Origin of the sequence: Blautia sp. HCN-20427 (assembly GCF_037890365.1) — a bacterium.
Taxonomy (GTDB): Bacteria; Bacillota; Clostridia; order Lachnospirales; family Lachnospiraceae; genus Blautia.
Map to the genome: position 1 here is coordinate 41,260 of NZ_JBBKBX010000010.1, position 20,130 is coordinate 61,389.

11 protein-coding genes are annotated in these 20,130 nt (G+C 35.4%); 10 read left to right on the forward strand and 1 reads right to left on the reverse strand.

Features of this window, described 5'->3' with window-relative positions; genetic code table 11:
* Window position 1: 1 nt before the first annotated feature.
* The gene (locus tag WKT17_RS07955) at window positions 2-5,098 is read left to right on the forward strand and encodes a SpaA isopeptide-forming pilin-related protein (protein WP_118622844.1); all 5,097 of its coding nucleotides are present in this window, start codon (window positions 2-4) and stop codon (window positions 5,096-5,098) included.
* 91 nt (window positions 5,099-5,189) lie between these two features.
* Window positions 5,190-5,876 (forward strand): class B sortase, encoded by a 687-nt coding sequence (gene srtB, locus WKT17_RS07960; RefSeq protein WP_119637540.1) that lies wholly within the window; start codon window positions 5,190-5,192, stop codon window positions 5,874-5,876.
* A gap of 385 nt (window positions 5,877-6,261) precedes the next feature.
* Here the strand turns inward: srtB and WKT17_RS07965 are convergent, their stop codons facing one another.
* A complete protein-coding gene (locus tag WKT17_RS07965; protein ID WP_270475800.1) occupies window positions 6,262-6,570 on the reverse strand; it encodes a helix-turn-helix domain-containing protein in 309 nt (102 codons plus the stop codon).
* A 118-nt stretch (window positions 6,571-6,688) separates the two neighbouring features.
* On the opposite strand from WKT17_RS07965, the gene WKT17_RS07970 reads away from it, so the two are divergent.
* The 8 genes from WKT17_RS07970 to WKT17_RS08005 all read left to right on the forward strand — a co-directional run bounded on the left by WKT17_RS07970 (window position 6,689) and on the right by WKT17_RS08005 (window position 20,129).
* Window positions 6,689-7,372 (forward strand): 4'-phosphopantetheinyl transferase family protein, encoded by a 684-nt coding sequence (locus WKT17_RS07970; RefSeq protein ID WP_270475799.1) that lies wholly within the window; start codon window positions 6,689-6,691, stop codon window positions 7,370-7,372.
* Between the two features lie 59 nt (window positions 7,373-7,431).
* Window positions 7,432-8,205 carry a LytR/AlgR family response regulator transcription factor gene (locus WKT17_RS07975; protein WP_270475798.1) on the forward strand — a complete coding sequence of 258 codons (774 nt, stop codon included), beginning with the start codon at window positions 7,432-7,434 and terminating at the stop codon, window positions 8,203-8,205.
* A gap of 164 nt (window positions 8,206-8,369) precedes the next feature.
* Entirely contained in the window at window positions 8,370-9,857 is a 1,488-nt protein-coding gene (locus WKT17_RS07980; RefSeq protein ID WP_270475797.1) for an acyl-CoA carboxylase subunit beta, read from the forward strand.
* A 30-nt stretch (window positions 9,858-9,887) separates the two neighbouring features.
* The gene (gene epsC, locus WKT17_RS07985) at window positions 9,888-10,634 is read left to right on the forward strand and encodes a serine O-acetyltransferase EpsC (RefSeq protein WP_340272300.1); all 747 of its coding nucleotides are present in this window, start codon (window positions 9,888-9,890) and stop codon (window positions 10,632-10,634) included.
* Window positions 10,635-10,697: 63 nt separating this feature from the next.
* Window positions 10,698-11,414, forward strand: coding sequence for a thioesterase II family protein (locus WKT17_RS07990; protein WP_270475794.1), 717 nt, complete (start codon window positions 10,698-10,700; stop codon window positions 11,412-11,414).
* 5 nt (window positions 11,415-11,419) lie between these two features.
* Window positions 11,420-13,363: a non-ribosomal peptide synthetase gene (locus WKT17_RS07995; RefSeq protein WP_270475793.1), complete on the forward strand. Its 1,944-nt coding sequence runs from the start codon at window positions 11,420-11,422 to the stop codon at window positions 13,361-13,363.
* A 13-nt stretch (window positions 13,364-13,376) separates the two neighbouring features.
* Complete coding sequence (locus WKT17_RS08000; RefSeq protein ID WP_270475792.1) at window positions 13,377-14,633, forward strand: ACP S-malonyltransferase; 1,257 nt, start codon at window positions 13,377-13,379, stop codon at window positions 14,631-14,633.
* 15 nt (window positions 14,634-14,648) lie between these two features.
* A complete protein-coding gene (locus WKT17_RS08005; protein WP_340272308.1) occupies window positions 14,649-20,129 on the forward strand; it encodes a beta-ketoacyl synthase N-terminal-like domain-containing protein in 5,481 nt (1,826 codons plus the stop codon).
* Window position 20,130 lies beyond the last annotated feature (1 nt).

The window sequence follows — 20,130 nt, forward strand, 5'->3', positions numbered from 1 at the left end:
ATTGAAACATAGAAAACACAGATGGCTGGCGGGAACGCTGGCTTTTCTTTTATCCTGTTCTGCACTTATTCCGTCTGGGAATGCTGTATTTGCGGCATCAAAAGGCAGAATAGCAGAATCAGAGACAAATGTAACAAAGGAGGAAAAAGGCGATGAGGGAGAGGAACAGATCACCGCCGAAACCCTGACGATTGAGCAGGGAGAAACATTTGAAATCGAAAAAGATTTTACAGGTCTTTCTTTGAAAAAGGGCGAAAAGGCTGTATTGAAAGATGTTGTCAGTGAAGACGGACAAGGATTTTTTGCGGACCGTCCGGGCACTTACCTGAGTACCTATCTGATTACACCGGAAAAAGGTGATAGTTATGAAGTGACACGTAAGATCGTAGTTAAGCCTCGTGAGGCTGAGAGCAAAGGGGCAGATCATGGACAGAAAGGGAACAAAGAGGATACGGAGGAAAGTGATCCTGAGCCGGAACCCGTCCTGACAGAGGCGCCGGAGGTACCGGAAAACACAGAGCATTTGAAACTGGATGTATCTCCGGATAATGCTGCTTTTTTATCAGTTGTGCCGGAAAGCATGGCAAAAAACAGGTCGATCAACGCCAATCTGGTAGTGGGGGAAAGACTTCCGTATCCATCTAGTTTGGGGAATTATTCTACAACCTATTTTACGGTAAATGGGCATGTAGCATATTGTCTGGAATCGGCAAAGACTTCACCGCCATCCAGTGATTATGTTGCAAACATATTTGAAAGCAATCTGGCTTTACAGAAAGTCCTCTATTATGGATATGGAGGACCGGGAGATATTACAGACAGTTATATGCCGGGGTTTGACTGGAAACTGAAATATATCTTCACACACATTGCGGCATCCTATGCATATTGCGGAACAGACGGTTTTTATGGCTGTACATTTGAAAACATCCAGTCGTCAGGATTATGGGATTACATCCAGTATTTAAATGGTTTGGAGGCACCTCCAAAAGCTGCAATCGATCTTTCTCCGACTTCGGCTGCCGCATATGAAAGCAATGGGGAGCAACGTACAAAAGAATTCCATTTAAAAGGCGATCACAGAAACTATATTACGCTGAATTTGCCGGAGAATGTGACTTATCATAGCGGTGATACCACGAAAACAGGCAGTGTGAAAATTTCTGGCGGTACAAAGTTCTATTTCAGCGCTCCGATGACAGTAACCGGAACTTGGAATTCAGGTTCCCTGGCAGGGCAGATGGGAACACAGTGGAAAACTTTAGTTGTTTCTACGGGGGGAACCACGCAGGATATTGGCTATGGCACATTCTTTGAAGAGGAAAGTGATTCTGTCAGCTTTCAGGTAAAATGGATGGATTATGCAAAAGTCAAGGTCGTGAAAAAGGATAACGTAACCAACACAGCCCTTGCCGGTGCCGTCTTTGGAATTTACAGTGATAAAGAGTGTACCAAACTGATTACCAAGATGCCGGCAACCAATGAAAAGGGGGAAACACAGGTAGATATCCCGAAGACACAGGATACGGTATATTTAAAAGAGATTTCTGTTCCCCAGGGATATAAGCTGAATACTTCATCTTTCAATGTGAAACTGGAGGCAGGGAAAACCCAGAGCCAGACGGTGACAAATGAGGAGCAGAAAGGAAAAATCACAATCCGAAAGAGCGGTGAGGTGCTTTCTTCCGTATCCGGAAAAGAAGGGCATCTTACGTTCCAGTATCAGTCTGCACCGTTTGGAGAGGCAAGTTATTTTATCTACGCAGCAGAAAACATTGTAAGCCAGGATCAGAAGACACCGATCTATCAGTCCGGCGAGCTGGTGGACAAGCTGACAACAAAGGCAGACGGAAGCATCACAAGCAAGGAATTGCACTTAGGAAAGTATAAGATCGTGGAACAGAAAGCACCGGCAGACCTTACCATTGGAAAGACTGAGGCAGATCGTACACAATTTGTAACCCTTTCTTATGCCGGACAGACGGTAGAACTGGTGCAGGAGGAAGCTGCTTATGTGAATGCCAGACCGGGAGTAAAGGTGCAGGCAGTGAAACAGTCTGAAAATGACAAGGTGACTTTAGAGGGCGCTGTATTTGGACTGTATGCAGGGGAAGACATTACCAATGCAACCGGAGCCGTTGTTGTGAAGAAAGATACCTTAATCGAGAGCGTTACATCTGATAAAGACGGAGTGGCAGCGTTCCAAGCGGATCTTCCGATTAATTTCCGTTACTATCTGAAAGAGATTCAGGCACCGGAATTTTATTATATGAGTACGGACCGTTATGACTTCCTGTTTGAGTATGAGAACGACACAACGTATACTTACGAATTTACACACACATTTTCCAATAAAGAAGTGCGTGGGGAAGTCCATGTCTTCAAGATAGACAAAGATGCGGAAGAATATATCAGCCAGGGAGATGCTAATCTGGATGGCGCTGTATATGGACTGTATGCAGCTGAAGATATCCGGCATCCGAACGGGAAGTCAGAAGATGTCCATAAAAAGGACGAGCTGGTAGCCCAGGATACCATTCAAGACGGAAAGGCGGACTTTACCAACCTGTATCTGGGGAATTATTATGTAAAAGAAATTTCGCCGGGAGAAGGATACCTGCTGGATGAAACAGCATATCCGGTAGAAGTTGGCTATGAAGGACAGGAGGTTGCTATTGTACACCGGAATGTAACGGTAAAAGAAACGGTAAAAAAACAGGCTTTTGAATTAATTAAGATTTCTGAGGATGGCAACCAGACAGAGACGGAGTTGTTGGAAGGAGCCGGATTTAAGGTATTCCTTATTCAGGATTTAAAAGGTGTGAAAGATGGAAGCCTGAAACCATCGGAAGGAAATGCTTTCAGAGCAGAGGATTTTATCGGATATGACTATTCAGAAGATGAAACGGCACATTATTACGAGAATGGTAAGAAAGTTTCGGTGGAAGAACTGTTTACAGACAAGAAAGGATTTGTACGTTCTCCAGAACTTCCATATGGAAAATATGTGGTTTTTGAATCTACAACTCCAGAAAATCTCCAGACCATCAATCCATTCCTCGTAACCATTTCCGAAGATAGCAGGGAACCGCAGCCATGGCGTGTTTTTGATGATAGACCAATCCAGTTTTTCCTTAAGATTATCAAGGAAGATGCACAGACACATCTTCCGGTATTAAATAATCACGCACAATATAAAATCTATGATGTGAAAAAGAAAGAATATGTGACAATGAAGGTGCGCTATCCGGAAGAAAAGGAACTGGATGTATTTGAAACGAATGACGAAGGTTATCTTATGACACCGGAGCAGCTAAAGATGGGAACTTACCGCATAGAAGAAGTAAAAGCTCCTGATTTATATGTACAGCCAGGGTATGAAATGGCGTTGAAAGACGGAGAGAGCGATATTCCATTAAACCAGTTGTCACAGACAGGCGCTTATGAAGATGCAAAACGCGATTTCATTACGATCACTGTGAATTCCGAAACAGCTTATGAAGTAGAGGAAGAAACCGGAAAATATATTGTCGTAGTTCGACAGCAAAACGATGAAGCAGTAGGCAGTCTGACCATCAAGAAAACAGGAGAAGATATTGTGGGTGCTAAGAATGTGGAAGATTCCCTTCTTACAAAAATGAAAAATGGCATAGCAGGCACAATAAATTCTATCATTGAATTTTTCGGCAAAGAGGAAGTTATAGAAGAAGACAGCGGCTATATGTTCCAGTATGAGAACAAAGGGGCAGAGGGAGTGACCTTTGAAGTTTATGCAAAGGAGACCATTTATACACCGGACGGACAGAAAGATGAAGCAGGTAACCGGAAAGTATTGTATGAAAAAGACGGGCTTGTGGCGGAACTTGTGACCGGAGAAGATGGCAGCGTATCACTCCATAATCTTCCGATTGGTTCCTATTATCTGAAGGAAACGGATGTTGGAAATCATCATTTTGTTCTGGATCCTGAAGCAAAAGAATTTGAAATCAAATATCAGGGACAGGAAGTAGCGGTAGATTATGTTTCTATGGAACTTGAAAATAAACGCCAGAAAATAGAACTTGTCCTTACCAAACAATCTAAGGAAACGAAAGAACCGGTACAGGGTGCCGTATTTGGGCTGTATGCAGAGGAAGATATTTTAGACCTCACAGGGGAAGTGATTGTAAAGGCAGGAGAATTTCTTGCGAAAGCAGAATCGGCAGAAGATGGAACCCTCCGATTTGACATTGACCTTCCGCATGGAAAATATATGGTGAAAGAGTTGGAAGCAGCACCGGGGTATCTGAAAACAGAAGAAACATGGTCCTTTGACGCAACTTATCAGAATCCGGAGCTGGAGGTGATTTCCCTTGCAAAAGAAATTGAAAATCAGCCGACAGTTGTAGAAATTACAAAAACTGACATCACAGATGAAAAGGAAGTGGAAGGGGCAAAACTTCAAATCCTTAATAAGGACGGGGAAATAGTGGAAGAATGGGTTTCCACAAAAGAACCGCATAAAGTGTATGCGTTAGAACCGGGCGAATACATCCTGCATGAAGAGGCAGCCCCGGAAGGATATCTTGTTGTATCCGATGTTCCTTTCGTTGTCGAAGAAACAGGGGAAATTCAGAAAGTAGAGATGAAAGATGAACGTCCATCCGGTCAGCTCCTGATTCAGAAGGCAGATGCGGAAAATAAAGCACCGCTTGCAGGCGTAGAATTTGAGCTCCGCAATAAAGCTACTGGGGAAGTAGTTGGGACACTGGTGACCGGCGAGGATGGAACTGCAAAGAGTGAAGAACTGCCGATTGCAGTTTATGAAGAGGGCAAATATGTAGAACCGATTGTATATGTTCTTGTGGAAACGAAACCGTTAGAAGGCTATGAAGCAAACACAGAGGAGGTGGAGGTGGTATTTGAATATCAGGATGATGAAACCAAAATCATTGAAGTAACAGAAGAGGTTGAAAATACTAGAAAACCAGGAACTCCGCCGCTGGATGCACCGAAGACAGGGGACGATACAAGAGCATGGATTCCAGTTGTAATTATGAGTGCTGCCTTACTTGGCGCTTTCTTTATAGTAATCCGTATCCGAAGACGGAAAAGATAGAATATAATAATCGTAGAATGTAACATGTAATGATGGAGATTGTCACTTGGAATTCGAGGTGGCAATCTCTTTTTTTATTGGAGGAAAGAATATGCGACATATTGGAGAAAAAATTATTTTGGTGCTCTGCATTGTGTTTTTTGGAATTGCAGCCATGAACCTTGTGGAAATAGGAAAGGAATATTATGACGGACAGAAAGAGTATGAGGAACTTAAGGAATACACAGAAGAAGAACCGAACGGGCAGCAGGATGATCCGACAGAAGGTGAAGCAGAAGAGAAGACGATTGATTTTGCGGAGCTTCGCAAAATCAATGAGGATATTGTTGCCTGGATACAGATTTCAGGGATTGGTGTGGATTATCCGGTAGTACAGGGAGAGGATAACGAGTATTATCTGCATCATACGTTCCGAAAAGAAGCAAATAAGGCAGGAAGTATCTTTTTAGATTATCGGAATCGTGCAGATTTTACAGAGCAACGTGTGATCATATACGGGCACAATATGAAAGACGGCAGTATGTTCAGTAATCTGAAAAAGTATCAGGACAACGCATTTCGGAAAGAATCTGGGACTGCATACCTGTATTTGCCGGAGAAAACCCTGCAGTTGGAAATTGTAGCATGTGAAAGAGTATCCATGAGAGATAAAGCATATGCTTTGGAATACAATATGACCTGTGACTGGCCGGAAGAAATCATACTGTCTACCTGTAGTTCTTTTTCCGATACAAGGTTGATTTTAAGGTGCAGAATGGAGGAAGTTCAATTTAGATGAAAAGATAGAACAGAAGATTAAAACTGTAGCAGTAAATTAAAAAGAACTGTCTTGGAAGGAAAATAGAAGACAAATAGAAAGATGAAATATTCTGGGCGTTGATTGATTCAGGGAAATTATTGTAACGATGATCGTGTATTTGAAATCTGGTAATGTAGAAAAGGCTAAATATGGATAAGCAAAAAGAGGGATGCGAAAAAACTCAATCGAGTTTTTTCACATCCCCGTTTTTTATAAAGTCGTCGTATATATTTTTAACTGCCGCTCTTTTTTGATTGCCATCATAAAAAACAAGAGCCGATAATCCGCGCCAAAAAGGCTTGCGGGTTATCGGCTATGCGTCTGGCTCTCATAAAATATTATGATTTAGCTGATAGTTCCTCATTCAGTTTGTTTTCTTCTGGTTGTTAACCTCTGCAAGTAAGGCTTCAACAGAGGTACCAAATAATTTTGCAAGTGCAATCAAATTAGATGTGCTTGGATTAGAAATACCACTTTCCCATTTTGAAACTGCTTGCCTGCTAACCCCAATCCTCTCTGCAACAAATTCTTGTGTCATTTTACAGGCTACACGGTGTTCTTTTAAGACTTCTCCCAAATTCTTTTTGATTTCTGTTTTTTCTTGATTTATTATTATAAATACAATTTGAAAGATGCATAAAGTAAGAAGTTTATGTTTGAAATATATATACATGATTGATTGTCTCAGTATCTAGTAATTTGTTCATCTCGTATTGCAAAATGCATTAGGTAGGGATTATATTAAGAGGAATGTATCTTAGGATAACCAGCTGGATAGAGAGGAATTTATAATGGCTAAAATATATATGATAAATGTAAATGAATTTGGAGAATGGAACAAATATGAATATTTAAAACAATTTGTATCAAAAGAATGCAGAAAACGAGCTGATAAATTTTATTTTGTTGAAGATGCCAAAAGGACTGTTGGAGCTGAACTTTTAGTTAGATACTATTTGAGGCTGAATTATAATACATCAAATCGTAAGATTGAGATGGAATATAATCAATATGGTAAGCCATATATAAAAAATAGCAATGACTTGTATTTTAATATTTCTCATTCATGTGACTGGATTATATGTGCGTGGAGCAATCACGAGATTGGAGTAGATTTGGAAAACATTAGACACATTGATCTCGACATTGCAAGAGTACAATTTTGTAATGATGAATATACTTATATTATAGAGTTCCCAGAACTGTCATATAGAAGATTTATGCAAATATGGACATTGAAAGAAAGTTACATAAAGTATATTGGTAAGGGTCTAAACATTCCGCTGAATTCATTTAGCGTTAATTTTGACAGCAATGGTAAGTGCACATTGAAAACACCTTTCAAACATAATCATGTTTATTTAAAAATTTCAGAAGAATTAGAAAATTATATTGTAGCTGAATGCAGTGAATACAATGATGAAATGGATATAAGAAGAGTTAAAATAAATGATATATTGCATGTCTTTGATTAAAAAATCCTTGATTGGACACAAATGAATGTGGTTCATAGGAAAATCAGAAACAGTTAATTATGTATGATTTTAGTTATTTAGAGTATTATAAAATGCAAGATAATATGTTAAATTTGAAGATAGGGATATGCAATGGCAGTACCGAAACAGAAAATTTTATTGAACGAATGGTTTGTAAAAAACGAAAAATGTCAGGAATTACCATTCAAATAAATATATTCTCCTTAAAAGACTTAATAAGAAACAATATAAATGAATGCGATATTATTTTTCTTGATTTAAAAAGTGAAGAAGACATTGCTAGAGCAGTTGCAGCTCATAATAAATCTAAGCAAAAGAAAATATTAATAGCAATTGCTGCCGATGATGGTCATGCTCAAGAATTAATAGAATTAGAAGTATTTAGATTACTAGTTAAGCCACTTAACGAAGTAATGTTTGATAAATATTTCTATGAGGCATTATCCAAATTTCCTATTATATCTAAGGTGTATAATTTCCAGTATAATAGGATTCAATATAAAATATTGTTAAATGAAATAATATATTTTCAAAGCGACAAAAGAATTACATATATAATAACAAACAATAAAATTAACAAAATATACTCATGCTATAAATCTTTAAATAAAGTAGAGTCAGAAGTATTGGTATTATCCAATTTATTTTGTAGAATACATCAATCTTTCCTAATTAATGTACTTTATGTGAAATACTTTACAGAAGAAATTGTGGAACTTATTGATGGAACTATTTTAGGAATAAGCAGAAAGAGGAAAAAATCTACAATAGAGCAATTAGAAAAATGTAATATACCCAGACAAAGTAAATAATAAAAAAGCGTTATCGCACTAAGCATAGTATTAGTACGATAGCGCTTTTTTATTATCAAATAAAGTGTAAGTATATAGAAGATAAAAGTTACATTTTGCTGAGAATAATTACATGATGAATGAAAATTATTCAATGAGTGATATAATACATATGAGGTGATACTATGGACTATCAATTTGAAAAGCAACATCAAAAAGGAAAACTGCATGCCATTGAAAGAATAAAACGGCTATTAGATGAAAATACCTTTTTCGAACTTGGACAAGCGGTAAGCGGTAAAAAGGGCGACTGGAAGGAGATAAATATTCCGTACGATGGAGTTATAACAGGTGTAGGGGAAATCAACGGGAAAAGAGTATATATTTATTCTCAGGATTTTACTATTAATGGAGGAACTTTAGGAAGTAAACATGGAAGAAAAATAGTAAATATTTTAAAAAGAGCTATACTTGATAAATGCCCTATTATCGGAATTAATGATTCTGGAGGTGCACGCATTCAGGAAGGCGTAAATTCGTTGAAGGGGTATGGTGAAATATTCTACTATCAGGTTTTAGCTTCAGGATATATTCCACAGATTTCAGTAATTGCTGGGACTTGTGCAGGAGGGGCGGTATATTCTCCAGCTCTTACAGATTTTATTTATGTTATTAAAGATATCTCCAAAATGTTTGTTACAGGCCCACAAGTCTTAAAGGAATCTACTGGAAAAGTTATTTCTTCCGAGGAACTAGGGGGAGTTAACGTTCATGGGAAGGAATCAGGTGTTGCTCATTTTGTGATGAATTCAGAAGTCGAATGCTATGATGCAATAAGGAAGTTATTGAAATTAATTCCTCATAATAATGAATGTACATATAAGTTTGAATTAAACAGTAATCTTAAGAAAAACAAAAATATTAAGGGATTGGTTCCACAAAATAAAAGATTACCATATGATGTAAAAAAAATTATATATGAAATATGTGATGAGGGATCTTTTATAGAAATACAGGAACAATATGCTCCCAATATTATTGTAGGCATGGGAAAAGTAAACAATGGGACTGTCGGAATAATTGCCAACCAGCCAATGATAAAGGCCGGGGTTCTAGATGCTGATTCAAGTGTAAAAGCTGCACGTTTCATTAGATACTGTGATTGCTACAACATTCCTATTATTACATTAGTTGATACACCAGGTTTTATGCCAAGTGAAAACGAAGAAAAGAAGGGGATTATTCGTCATGGAGCTAAACTGGTAACAGCATATGCAGAAGCGCATATCCCAAAGATTACAGTTATTCTTAGAAAGGCGTATGGCGGAGCATATATCGCTATGGGAAGTAAGCATTTAGGTACTGATTTTGTGTTTTCCTGGCCTAATGCTGAAATTGCTGTCATGGGTGCAGAGGGGGCAATTGATATTCTTTATCAAAAGGAATTGCGGAGCATATGCGATGAGAAAGAAAAGGACATTTTTAAGAAAAGCAAAATAAAGGAATATAATAATAGATACATAAATTCTCACATGGCCTTAGCTGAAGGATATGTGGATGCTGAAGTAGATCCGGACGAAACAGTAATTAGAATTGCCGATGCACTCAAGACTATTAGTAAGAAAGAATTTATAGATTCTATAATAAAAAAGCACACTAATATCCCGTTGTAGAAACCGCTTTATTAATTATGGGAGGAGAAAATGTGGAGTATACCTTCAAGACAATTAGCAGATAAGATATTACAGAGTTACAAAGTAGTGTTATTATCTGATGCAAAAAATATGGAAACAATTTTCGATGAATTGATATATGACCTTAATTCGATGCTAACAAAATTAAATGAAATTATTCCCACTAATGAAAGTCCAACATTCTGCCATAGAGATGCAAAAGAAAAGTTTAGGATTATCTTTTATGATTTAGTAGATGAAATAGGACAAGTACATGAACGTGATCCTGCAATTACTTGTAAAGAAGAGGTCATTCTATGTTATCCCTATATCAAAGCTATTATATTACATAGAATCTCCCATTATTTGTACCTGAATAAATTTAATATTCTAGCCCGAATAATAAGTGAAGAGTCACATTCAATGACAGGAATTGATATTCATCCAGGAGCTAAAATCGGAAAAAATCTTTTTATTGATCACGGTACAGGAATTGTAATTGGAGAAACCACTATTATAGGAAACAATGTGACTATATATCAAGGAGTAACTTTGGGTACTTATTCGTTCAGAAAGAATATAAGCGACTGCGTTGATTTTAAGACGAAAAGGCATCCAACAATTGAGGATAACGTGACAATATATGCAAATGCAACAATATTAGGTGGAAATACGATTGTTGGAAAAAACAGCATAATTGGGAGCAATGCTTGGGTGGCCAAAAGCGTTGAAGCCAACTCATTAGTAAAAGCGAATTGCATAATAGGTGCTCATTGAACTAAGAATATCATACAGTGAAAATATTTTACAAAACGATAATGAGAGGAGTTAATAAACAATATGTCGGAGAAAATAAAGTTATTTTGTTGGCCTTTTGCAGGCGGTTCTGCCAGTTACTATTTATCATGGCGACAATATTTACAAGAGAATATAGAGATTATACCTGTACAACTCTCTGGGCGAGGGGATCGGTATACTGATAAGCCATATAATAATTTTGGAGAAATGGCGGATGAAGGATACAATTATATAATTAATAATGTTAAGGGGAATGATAAATTTGCTTTTTTTGGTCATAGCATGGGAAGCTGGATTGTGTATGAAATTTGCAGGAGAATTAGAAATACTGAATTTGAAAAAAATTTAATGCATGTTTTCTTTTCTGCTAATCGGGCCCCATTTTACAATCATAAAGAAAAGCAAATTCACACATTACCAACGGATGAATTTATATCAGAAATACTTAAGTTAGGAGGAGGGAAGAGAGAAATTCTAGAAAACAAAGAATTTGGTACTATTTTTATCGACATTTTAAGAAAAGATTATACGTTAATTGAAGAGTATTCTTGCGCAAGGAACGATCTATTATTGGATTGTAGCATTAGTATATTTAATGGCATACAAGATAATATACCCTATGAAGGTCTTTTGGCATGGAATGAGTGTACTAAAAGAGACATGAAGCTATTCAATTTCCAAGGAAACCACTTCTTTATTGATAGTGATAAAGAAAATGTAGTTTTTACTATTGAAAAAATATTGTTTGAAAAGGAGTAATAGTGATGCAAGATTTAATGAAAAGGTTTATAGAAAATACACGACTGGAAAATAGAGGAATAACTATTATCAAAGATGAAAGTAAAGAAAAGTTTATACCGTATAGCTTAGTATATGAGAGTGCATTACGTTATTTAAAAGTGTTCCATGAATATGGCATTTGTAAGGGCAATGAGTTGTTGTTTCAAACAGAGAATATTGAGCAGTTTATTTATACTTTTTGGGCCTGTCAAATGGGGAGCATTACTGCTGTTCCAATTGATATTGGCGAAAACAATGAGAATGTAGAAAAGATTTTTAGAATTTTGAAAAGCCTAAGTAATCCATTTTATTTAGCTCATGAAGAGACTTTTAATGTTTTGCTTAAATATAAAAAGAATTATGAAGAGGAAATGAAGCTGCTTGAAAACAGACATATTTTTTATGAAAAAGTTATTAGTAACACTATTGCTGAAACGTTCGATATAAATAAACATGATCATGACTATATATCATTGATTCAGTATTCATCTGGATCAACTGGAGTTCCGAAAGGAATTCCAATTCTGTATACTTCTTTATCAACACATGTAAATGCATTAGCAAAAAGAGAGGCTGTTACGGACAATGATAAAATGCTGAATTGGGCACCATTAAGTCATAATTTAGGGCTGATATCAGTTCATGTTGTGGGTACCTTTTGCGCTACAAATCAGTATTTAATGCCAAAGCAATTATTTGTTCGTAATCCTTTAATATGGATGAGAAAGGCAAGTGAATATAAAGTAACAATGATTTATGCTCCAAATTTCGGGTTTAAATATTTACTTACGCATTATAAAACAGTGCAAAATGAAAAATGGGATTTATCAAATATTCGAGTGGCTTTTAATGGAGCAGAGCCTATCAATTATAAACTATGCACAGAGTTCGTAGACACCTTGCAAAGACATGGTTTACATAAAAACGTTATATATCCAGCATATGGTTGTTCCGAAGCTACTTCTGTTATTTCAATTCCTGAAGTGGGGAAAGAACTAAAGAAATATTTTGTTGACAGAAGGTATTTGAATATTGGGAAACAAGTTGTTTTGTGTGATAATACTGAAAAAAATGCTACTGCTTTCGTGAGCGTAGGAGAACCTGTAGATAATTGTGAAGTAAGAGTTTGTGATGAAAATAACAACATACTTGCAGATTTTTCGATTGGATATTTGCAGGTAAGAGGGGAGAATGTAATAAAAGAGTATTATAATAACGCCTCTGCAACAAAGGAATCGTTTGTAGGAGATGGGTGGTTTAATACAGGCGACTTGTGTTTCAGAGATGGAAATTCTGTAATAATTACAGGAAGGGCTAAAGAAATTATTTTTATTAATGGGCAAAACTATTATCCAATGGACATTGAGCGAGTGGTAGAAGAGGCGGATGAACGGCTAGCTGGAAGAATAGCTTGTTGCGGAATTTTTAGTGATGATATTCAAACAGATAAAATATATTTCTTTTTAGAATCCTCAGAATATAGTTTTGATGAATTTTCTATCCTTTCATCAAAAATATTAAATAGAGTTACCGATAGTTTGGGACTATATGTGGAAATGGTAATTCCAGTTAAGAAACTAGAAAAAACGCAAAGCGGAAAAATTCAGCGGTTAAAAATGGAAAAACAATTTCTGGCTGGAGAGTATGATGATTTGCTAGGACTGTATAATATCAAGAAAGATAGCAGCGATTTAGATGAAGCAGATGTAGAATCGAGTATTTTAAATATTTGGAAAAACGTTTTAAATAATGCCAATATCAAGAGCGATGATAATTTTTTTGATTTAGGTGGAAGTTCTAGTCTCCTAATCTTATTAACAACAAAAATTGAAGAAAAGTACCCTGACAGTGTTTCTGCTATTGATATTTTTGAAGCACCTACAGTAAAGGAATTATCAGAATTAATAGTGGATAGGATCAATAAATAAAGGAGTAACAGTGATGAAAGAATTAGGTATTGTATTTTCAGGCCAAGGATCACAATATCCAGGTATGTTCAAAGAACTTATGTCAGTGTATCCCAATGGAAAAGAATTTTTCGAAAATGCAAGCGAACTCTGCGGATTAAATCTGATAGATATCTGTTCTAATGCCTCTGAAGAAAAGCTGAAAGAAACAAGGATAGCACAATTAAGCACAGTAGTTTATAGTGTTGCATTATATGATTTTTTTGTAAAAGAAAATGGAATTTTGCCTAAACTATTTGCTGGTCATAGTGTAGGCGAATATGCAGCATTAATTGCATCAGGAATGCTTAGCTTTGAAGATGGAATTCGTTTAGTAAACAAAAGAGGCAGTCTGATGCAAAATATAGCTCAAGCGGGTGGAATGTTAGCTATTTTAGATGATGATATTTTAAATATTGAAATGTATTGTAAAGAGCAGAATTCTGAAGGCAATGAAATCGCTATTTCAAATTATAATTCCGATCATCAAACAATTATATCAGGTACAGTTGAACAGATTGAAAGAGCACAGGAGTATTTTGAAAAAAGCAATATTTCAGTTAAGCTATTGAAAGTTAGCGGAGCGTTCCATAGTCCACTAATGAGAACAACAGAGGATGCTTTTGAAAAAGAATTACAGAAATGTAAATTCCGAATGAATACAAATATTGTTTTTTCGAATGTAGATGCCGAGGCATACGAAAGCGAAGATGATATTAGATTAAAATTAAAGATGCAATTAAGTAGACCTGTTTTATGGAATGATATAATGCATGCTTTGAGAAGGCAGCAAGTAGATATTGTTATAGAGTGTGGACCTCAAAAGACGCTTACTAATCTGGTAAAAACAGTTTCAGGATTTTCAGCTTACTCGTACTCAAAAGATCGAGAAGAAATAAAGCATATTATTAGAGAACGGTATTCTGTTTCTAATAATCTTAGAAATCTGATAGAAAGAGGACTTACTATAATTGCTTGTACACGTAATTGTAATGATAGCATGGAAAATTATCAGATAGAAGTGATCGAAAGAGGAAAGAGATTACGAGGTATGATAAAGCATTGTAATGGCATAGAAAGAATCGACGAATTATTGATAAAAGATATAATTAATTGCTTACAAGAAATGTTAAATGCAAAAAAAATAAGTCCTGATGAACAAAAAAAATGGTTCCATAAACTGGAGAATGATACAGCGGATTTACAGCTGCAAAGAATATTAGCAAATGAAATTAAGACTAGGTTCTCCTAAAAGGTGGTAGTAGATATGAAAGATAAGAATAATGTTATGGATATAGCTATTATAGGTATGGCAATAAAAATACCACAGGCAAATAGTTTGCAGCAGTTTTGGAATATCATAGTCAATCAAATTGATACGGTAAAAATGTTACCGGCAAAAAGACGACATTGGTTGAATAGATATATAAATACAATACCTTGCAATCATCGAGATAAAATAGTATGCCCTGAAGGGGCTTATATTGAGAATATAGAAGAATTTGATAATGAACTTTTTCATATAACGCCAAAAGAATCTGAACTGCTTGATCCGAATCAGAGGATTTTTTTACAAGTTGCTTTTAAAGCATTAGAAGATGCGGGATACCCATTAGCTACCGTAAAGAATACTAACACAGGAGTATACGTGGGATTTGGAGATGATTCCGACTATTATACGCTAGTACAAGATTTGCAAAATCAGTTTTCAGATATAGCTAAAACCGGAAATTTGCGGCCAGTAATAGCTAGTCGATTATCTTATATTTGGGATTTAAAAGGACCTAATATGATGATTGATACATCTTGTTCTTCTGCATTAACAGCCATACATGTGGCGGCAAAAGCACTTAGGTCTGGCGAATGTGATATGGCTCTGTCAGGTGGCATTAAACTTAGTGTATTGCCTAATAAAAATAATTCTAATATAGGTGTGGAATCTCCGACCTATAAAACAAAACCATTTGATAATGGTGCTAATGGGACTACCTGGGGAGAGGGAGTAGGAGTAGTAGTTTTAAAACGATTAGAAGATGCAAAAAAAGATAATGATAGAATCTATGGAATCATTAAAAGTAGCAACGTGAATCAAGATGGAAAATCAGCCGGTATTACAGCACCAAGCCAAAAAGCTCAGGAAAAATTAATTGTTAATACCTGGAAGGATTCTTTGATTAATCCAGAAGAAATTTGTTATATTGAAACACATGGTACAGGAACAATATTAGGTGATCCGATAGAATTGGAAGGCCTTACTAGAGCTTTTAATCATTTTACAAAGAAGAAGCAGTTCTGTGCAATAGGAAGTGTCAAAGCAAATGTTGGGCATACTGTACATGCATCAGGTGTGATTGGACTGATAAAGGTTCTCCTATCCATTCAGCATAAGATTATACCTCCTATGACCAATTTTAATATAGCAAATCAAAATATTACATTTGAAAACAGTGCACTTTTTGTACCAACAAATACAATTTACGTAAAAAATAAAATGATATGCGGTATCAGTTCTTTTGGAGTAAGTGGTACCAATGTTCATATGCTAATAGAAGAAGCAGAACCAAAAAGAATCCATACAATATCAAAATATGCTGGTTCAAATTATTATTTGGCTTTATCTGTTCGAAGAGAGGATGATTATAAAAAACTACAAGATGAATATGTAGCATTTTTGAATAAGAATACGGATATTACTTCAGAAGAAATTTGCTACAGTGCTTTATACAGAAAGAACCACTACAATTTGCGTAGTGTTATAAATTTCTCCAATATTAAGGAACTAATAAATATTTTAGAAGAAGGTCCAAAACATAGAAAATGGATATTTTCTGATTCAAGATTAGAGGAATTAGGAGAACTACCAGATTTTTATAAGTGTTTTCTTGCAGGGAATGATATAAATAGTTTTATTGAACCAAAGACAAATGATATCAGATATGTGAAGTTACCGGGAACAATATTTCATAATAAAAACTATTGGCTAGAAATTCCCAAATCATTTAGAGTTTCTTCGGAATTATATCATATTGAGAGAACTCAACCTGAAACGACTAATAAGTTGGAATTAACAGGTAAAAAAGATGCAATATATACCGAAACTGAGCGGGAAGTGGCAAATATACTACAAGTACTTATAGGAGTCGATAAAATTGATGTCTCTCAAAATTTCGGAGAGCTAGGGACGGATTCAATACTTCTAACTAAGTTTGTAAGTGAAATAAATAAAAAATTAAACCTAAATTTGAAAGTTTCGGATCTCTTTGCAAATCCTACAATCAAAAGTTTATCAAAATTTATTGATAGTAAAACTCTGTTAATTAGTGTGAACGATGAAACTGAAGAAAAGGCTTCTCAATCGGATGATATTGCAATAGTAGGGGTTTCAGCCAGATTGCCAAGGGCAAATAATATTTTTGAATTTTGGGATAATCTAATACATGGAAGAGATTGCAAAGGATTACTTGAACGAAAAAGAAAGTATGAATGTGAAAAATATCTTAAATTTATTGGGGATTTACACGAAGATGATTTTTTCTCGGAAGGAGGATACATAGACGATTATAATTGCTTTGATTATAAATTCTTTAATATAACACCTAAAGAAGCGGAATTAATGGATCCACATCAAAGAGTAGTTCTGGAAGAAGCATGGAAAGCGATTATTGATGCAGGATACACAGAAGAAAGTATTTATGGAACTAATACTGGTGTTTATATAGGTTACACAAATGATTTTAGATTTAATTATTGGAAAATGGTAAATGATATTGAACCCCTTTCGTATAGTATGGCAGTTGCACCGAATCTTTCTTCTATAATTCCTAGTAGATTATCATATGTGTTCAATTTAAAAGGCCCCAGTATGCTAATTGATACAGCCTGTTCGTCCTCTTTGGTTGCAATACACACGGCTTGTGAAGAATTAAAAAATAATATATGTGACATGGCTATTACTGGGGGTGCTAGGATAAATTTGATGCCTGTTTCTAATAAAAATAGAAATATAGGAATAGAATCACCTGATTTTTCGTTATATGCATTTGATGAAAATGCCAATGGTACTGTATGGGGAGAAGGCGTTGTTATATTCGTTTTAAGAAGATTGAAAGATGCACAGAAAAATAATGAGCACATATATGGAATAATTAAGGGAAGTGCAACTAATCAAGACGGTATGTCAGCAGGAATTACTGCTCCGAATCCCCAAGCTCAGATTGATGTTCTTAGGAAGGCATGGGAAAATGCGAAGATTAGGCCGGAAGATATGGCATATATTGAGTGTCATGGGACTGGAACCAACATGGGTGATCCTATTGAAGTTGACTCTATAGATAAAGCATTTCAGAAATATACTAATAAAAAACAGTTTTGCGGTATAGGCAGCGTAAAATCTATGATCGGTCATTTAGATGCTGTTTCTGGTGCTGCTGGCTTATTGAAAATATTGCTTTCGATGCAATACGGACAATTACCGGGAAATATCAATTTAAGAATACCTAATAATGCTATAACGTTCGAAGACTCACCTGTCTATTATTTAAAAGAAAATCAAAAATGGGAAAAAGAGGGACGAAAGAGAATAGCAGGAGTTAGCGCATTCGGTTTTAGCGGTACAAATTGTCATATGGTTATAGAAGCAAAAGATAATGATTTTCATTCAAATATCAACTACAGGGAACAAGAATATTTATTTGTTTTATCTGCAAAAACCAAAAATGCATTATGGAATTTATTATATGAGTATAACAATTTTTTGCAATTTAACATAACTCCTCCCCTGATAAATATTTGCTATACACTATGCAAGGCAAGACCACACTATGATGAGCGAATAGCATTTGTTGTGAAAAATCTTTCCGAGCTAAAACAGGAAATTAGTTGCTTTATAAGAAATGGAAAGAACTTGTTTGAAAGCGAGTGTGAAAAATTAAAGAATATATATAAAAATACATTTTCATATATGCATAATATGGCAGTGAGCTTTATGGATGGACAAATTCCAAACTGGGATGAATTGTATATAGACAAATTTGAAATAGTATCTCTGCCTACATATTCTTTTGAAAAGACTCCATGCTGGCTTACTATACCTAGAGAATCTAATGAAAAAGAAAATGTTCAACGTTGTGTCAATCATAATACTTCAGGCGGAGATATCGAAAATATAATTTTGCTTGGACGTGATGGGAATAGCTTTTCAAATATTGAGAAGGAAGTTGCCTTGGTATGGAAGAAGGTAATGGGATTTACAGAGATAAACGTTAATAGCGATTTTTATGAAATGGGTGGACACTCAATTGCTATGATGGAAATAGTGAATAGTCTACAAGATAAATATAGTGTCTCGCTAACTTACTCAGAATTTAATGATAATTGCACAATTTCAAAGTTAGCTAAAATAGTTGAGTCCAAAAAGGGAGAGAATGCTATAGGACAATATCCTCAGATCGTGCCGGATAAAAGGACTTTATATGATGAATTTATGTTAACAGATATTCAGATGGCTTATTTACTTGGCAGAAGAGAATCCTTTGAAATGGGAGGTGTGTGTACCCATGTTTACCTTGAAGTAGTTACAAAATTAGATATAGCACGTTTGGAGAGAAGTTTAAATAAAGTGATTGCACGTCATCCTATGTTACGTGCTATTGTCAACAATGATGGAAAACAAAAAATTTTACAGGAAATTCCATATTATCATATTAATATTAGAGATTTATCAATGAGCAACAAAAATCAACAAGAGGATGCTATAAAAAAAGAAAGAAAAGTTATTTCGCATCATGTATTTCAAACTGGGGAATGGCCCATGATAGGTGTATCAGCATTAAAGCTTGAAGAAAATAGTTATTATTTGTTTATCGAATTTGACATGCTGATTGCTGATGGAAGTAGTCTTCAAATCATTGGAAATGACTGGATGACATTTTATGACAATGAAAATATTCAGTTGCCGGAATTGAATTTTACTTTTAAGGACTATATGAAAGGATTAATGGAACTAAAAAGTAGCGATTTATATCGAAAGGACAAAGATTTTTGGTTAAAACGCTTAGATACATTTCCGGATGCTCCAAGTATTCCATATGTTTGTGAACCTGAACTTATAACAAAACCACATTTTAACAGATTAACCGCTACTTTTGATAGAAAAAAGTGGGGAATAATTAAAAATACAGCACAGAATCTAAAAGTGTCTACTTCAGCATTACTGTGTGCTGCTTATGCAGAGGTCCTTGCATATTGGAGTAATCAACCTCATATGGCTATTAATTTAACTGTATTTAACAGATACCCTTTCAATGAAGAAGTAAACTTTTTAGTAGGTGATTTTACTTCGGTTATGTTAGTAGAAATAGATTTTACAACCTCTGATATATTTGAAGAAAGAGTTAAAAGTATTCAGAAAGAGATAATGAAAAATTTGGAACATAGGCATTATGACGGAGTAGAGTTCATAAGAGAGTTAGCACGCAAGAAGAATCGTATTGGAGAACCAATAATGCCATTTGTATTTACTAGTATGTTATTCAATGATGCAGATAATCCATGGGATAAATTAGGGAAAACTATTATGGGACTTAGTCAGACACCACAAGTATATTTGGATCATCAGGCAGGAGAAATGGGAGGTGAACTTGTTATTAACTGGGATTATGTAAGTGAAATATTTGATCAGGATATGATTAATAGTATGTTTAAACAATATACAGATGTATTAGAATTTTTCGCAGAAGGGCAGGAATAAA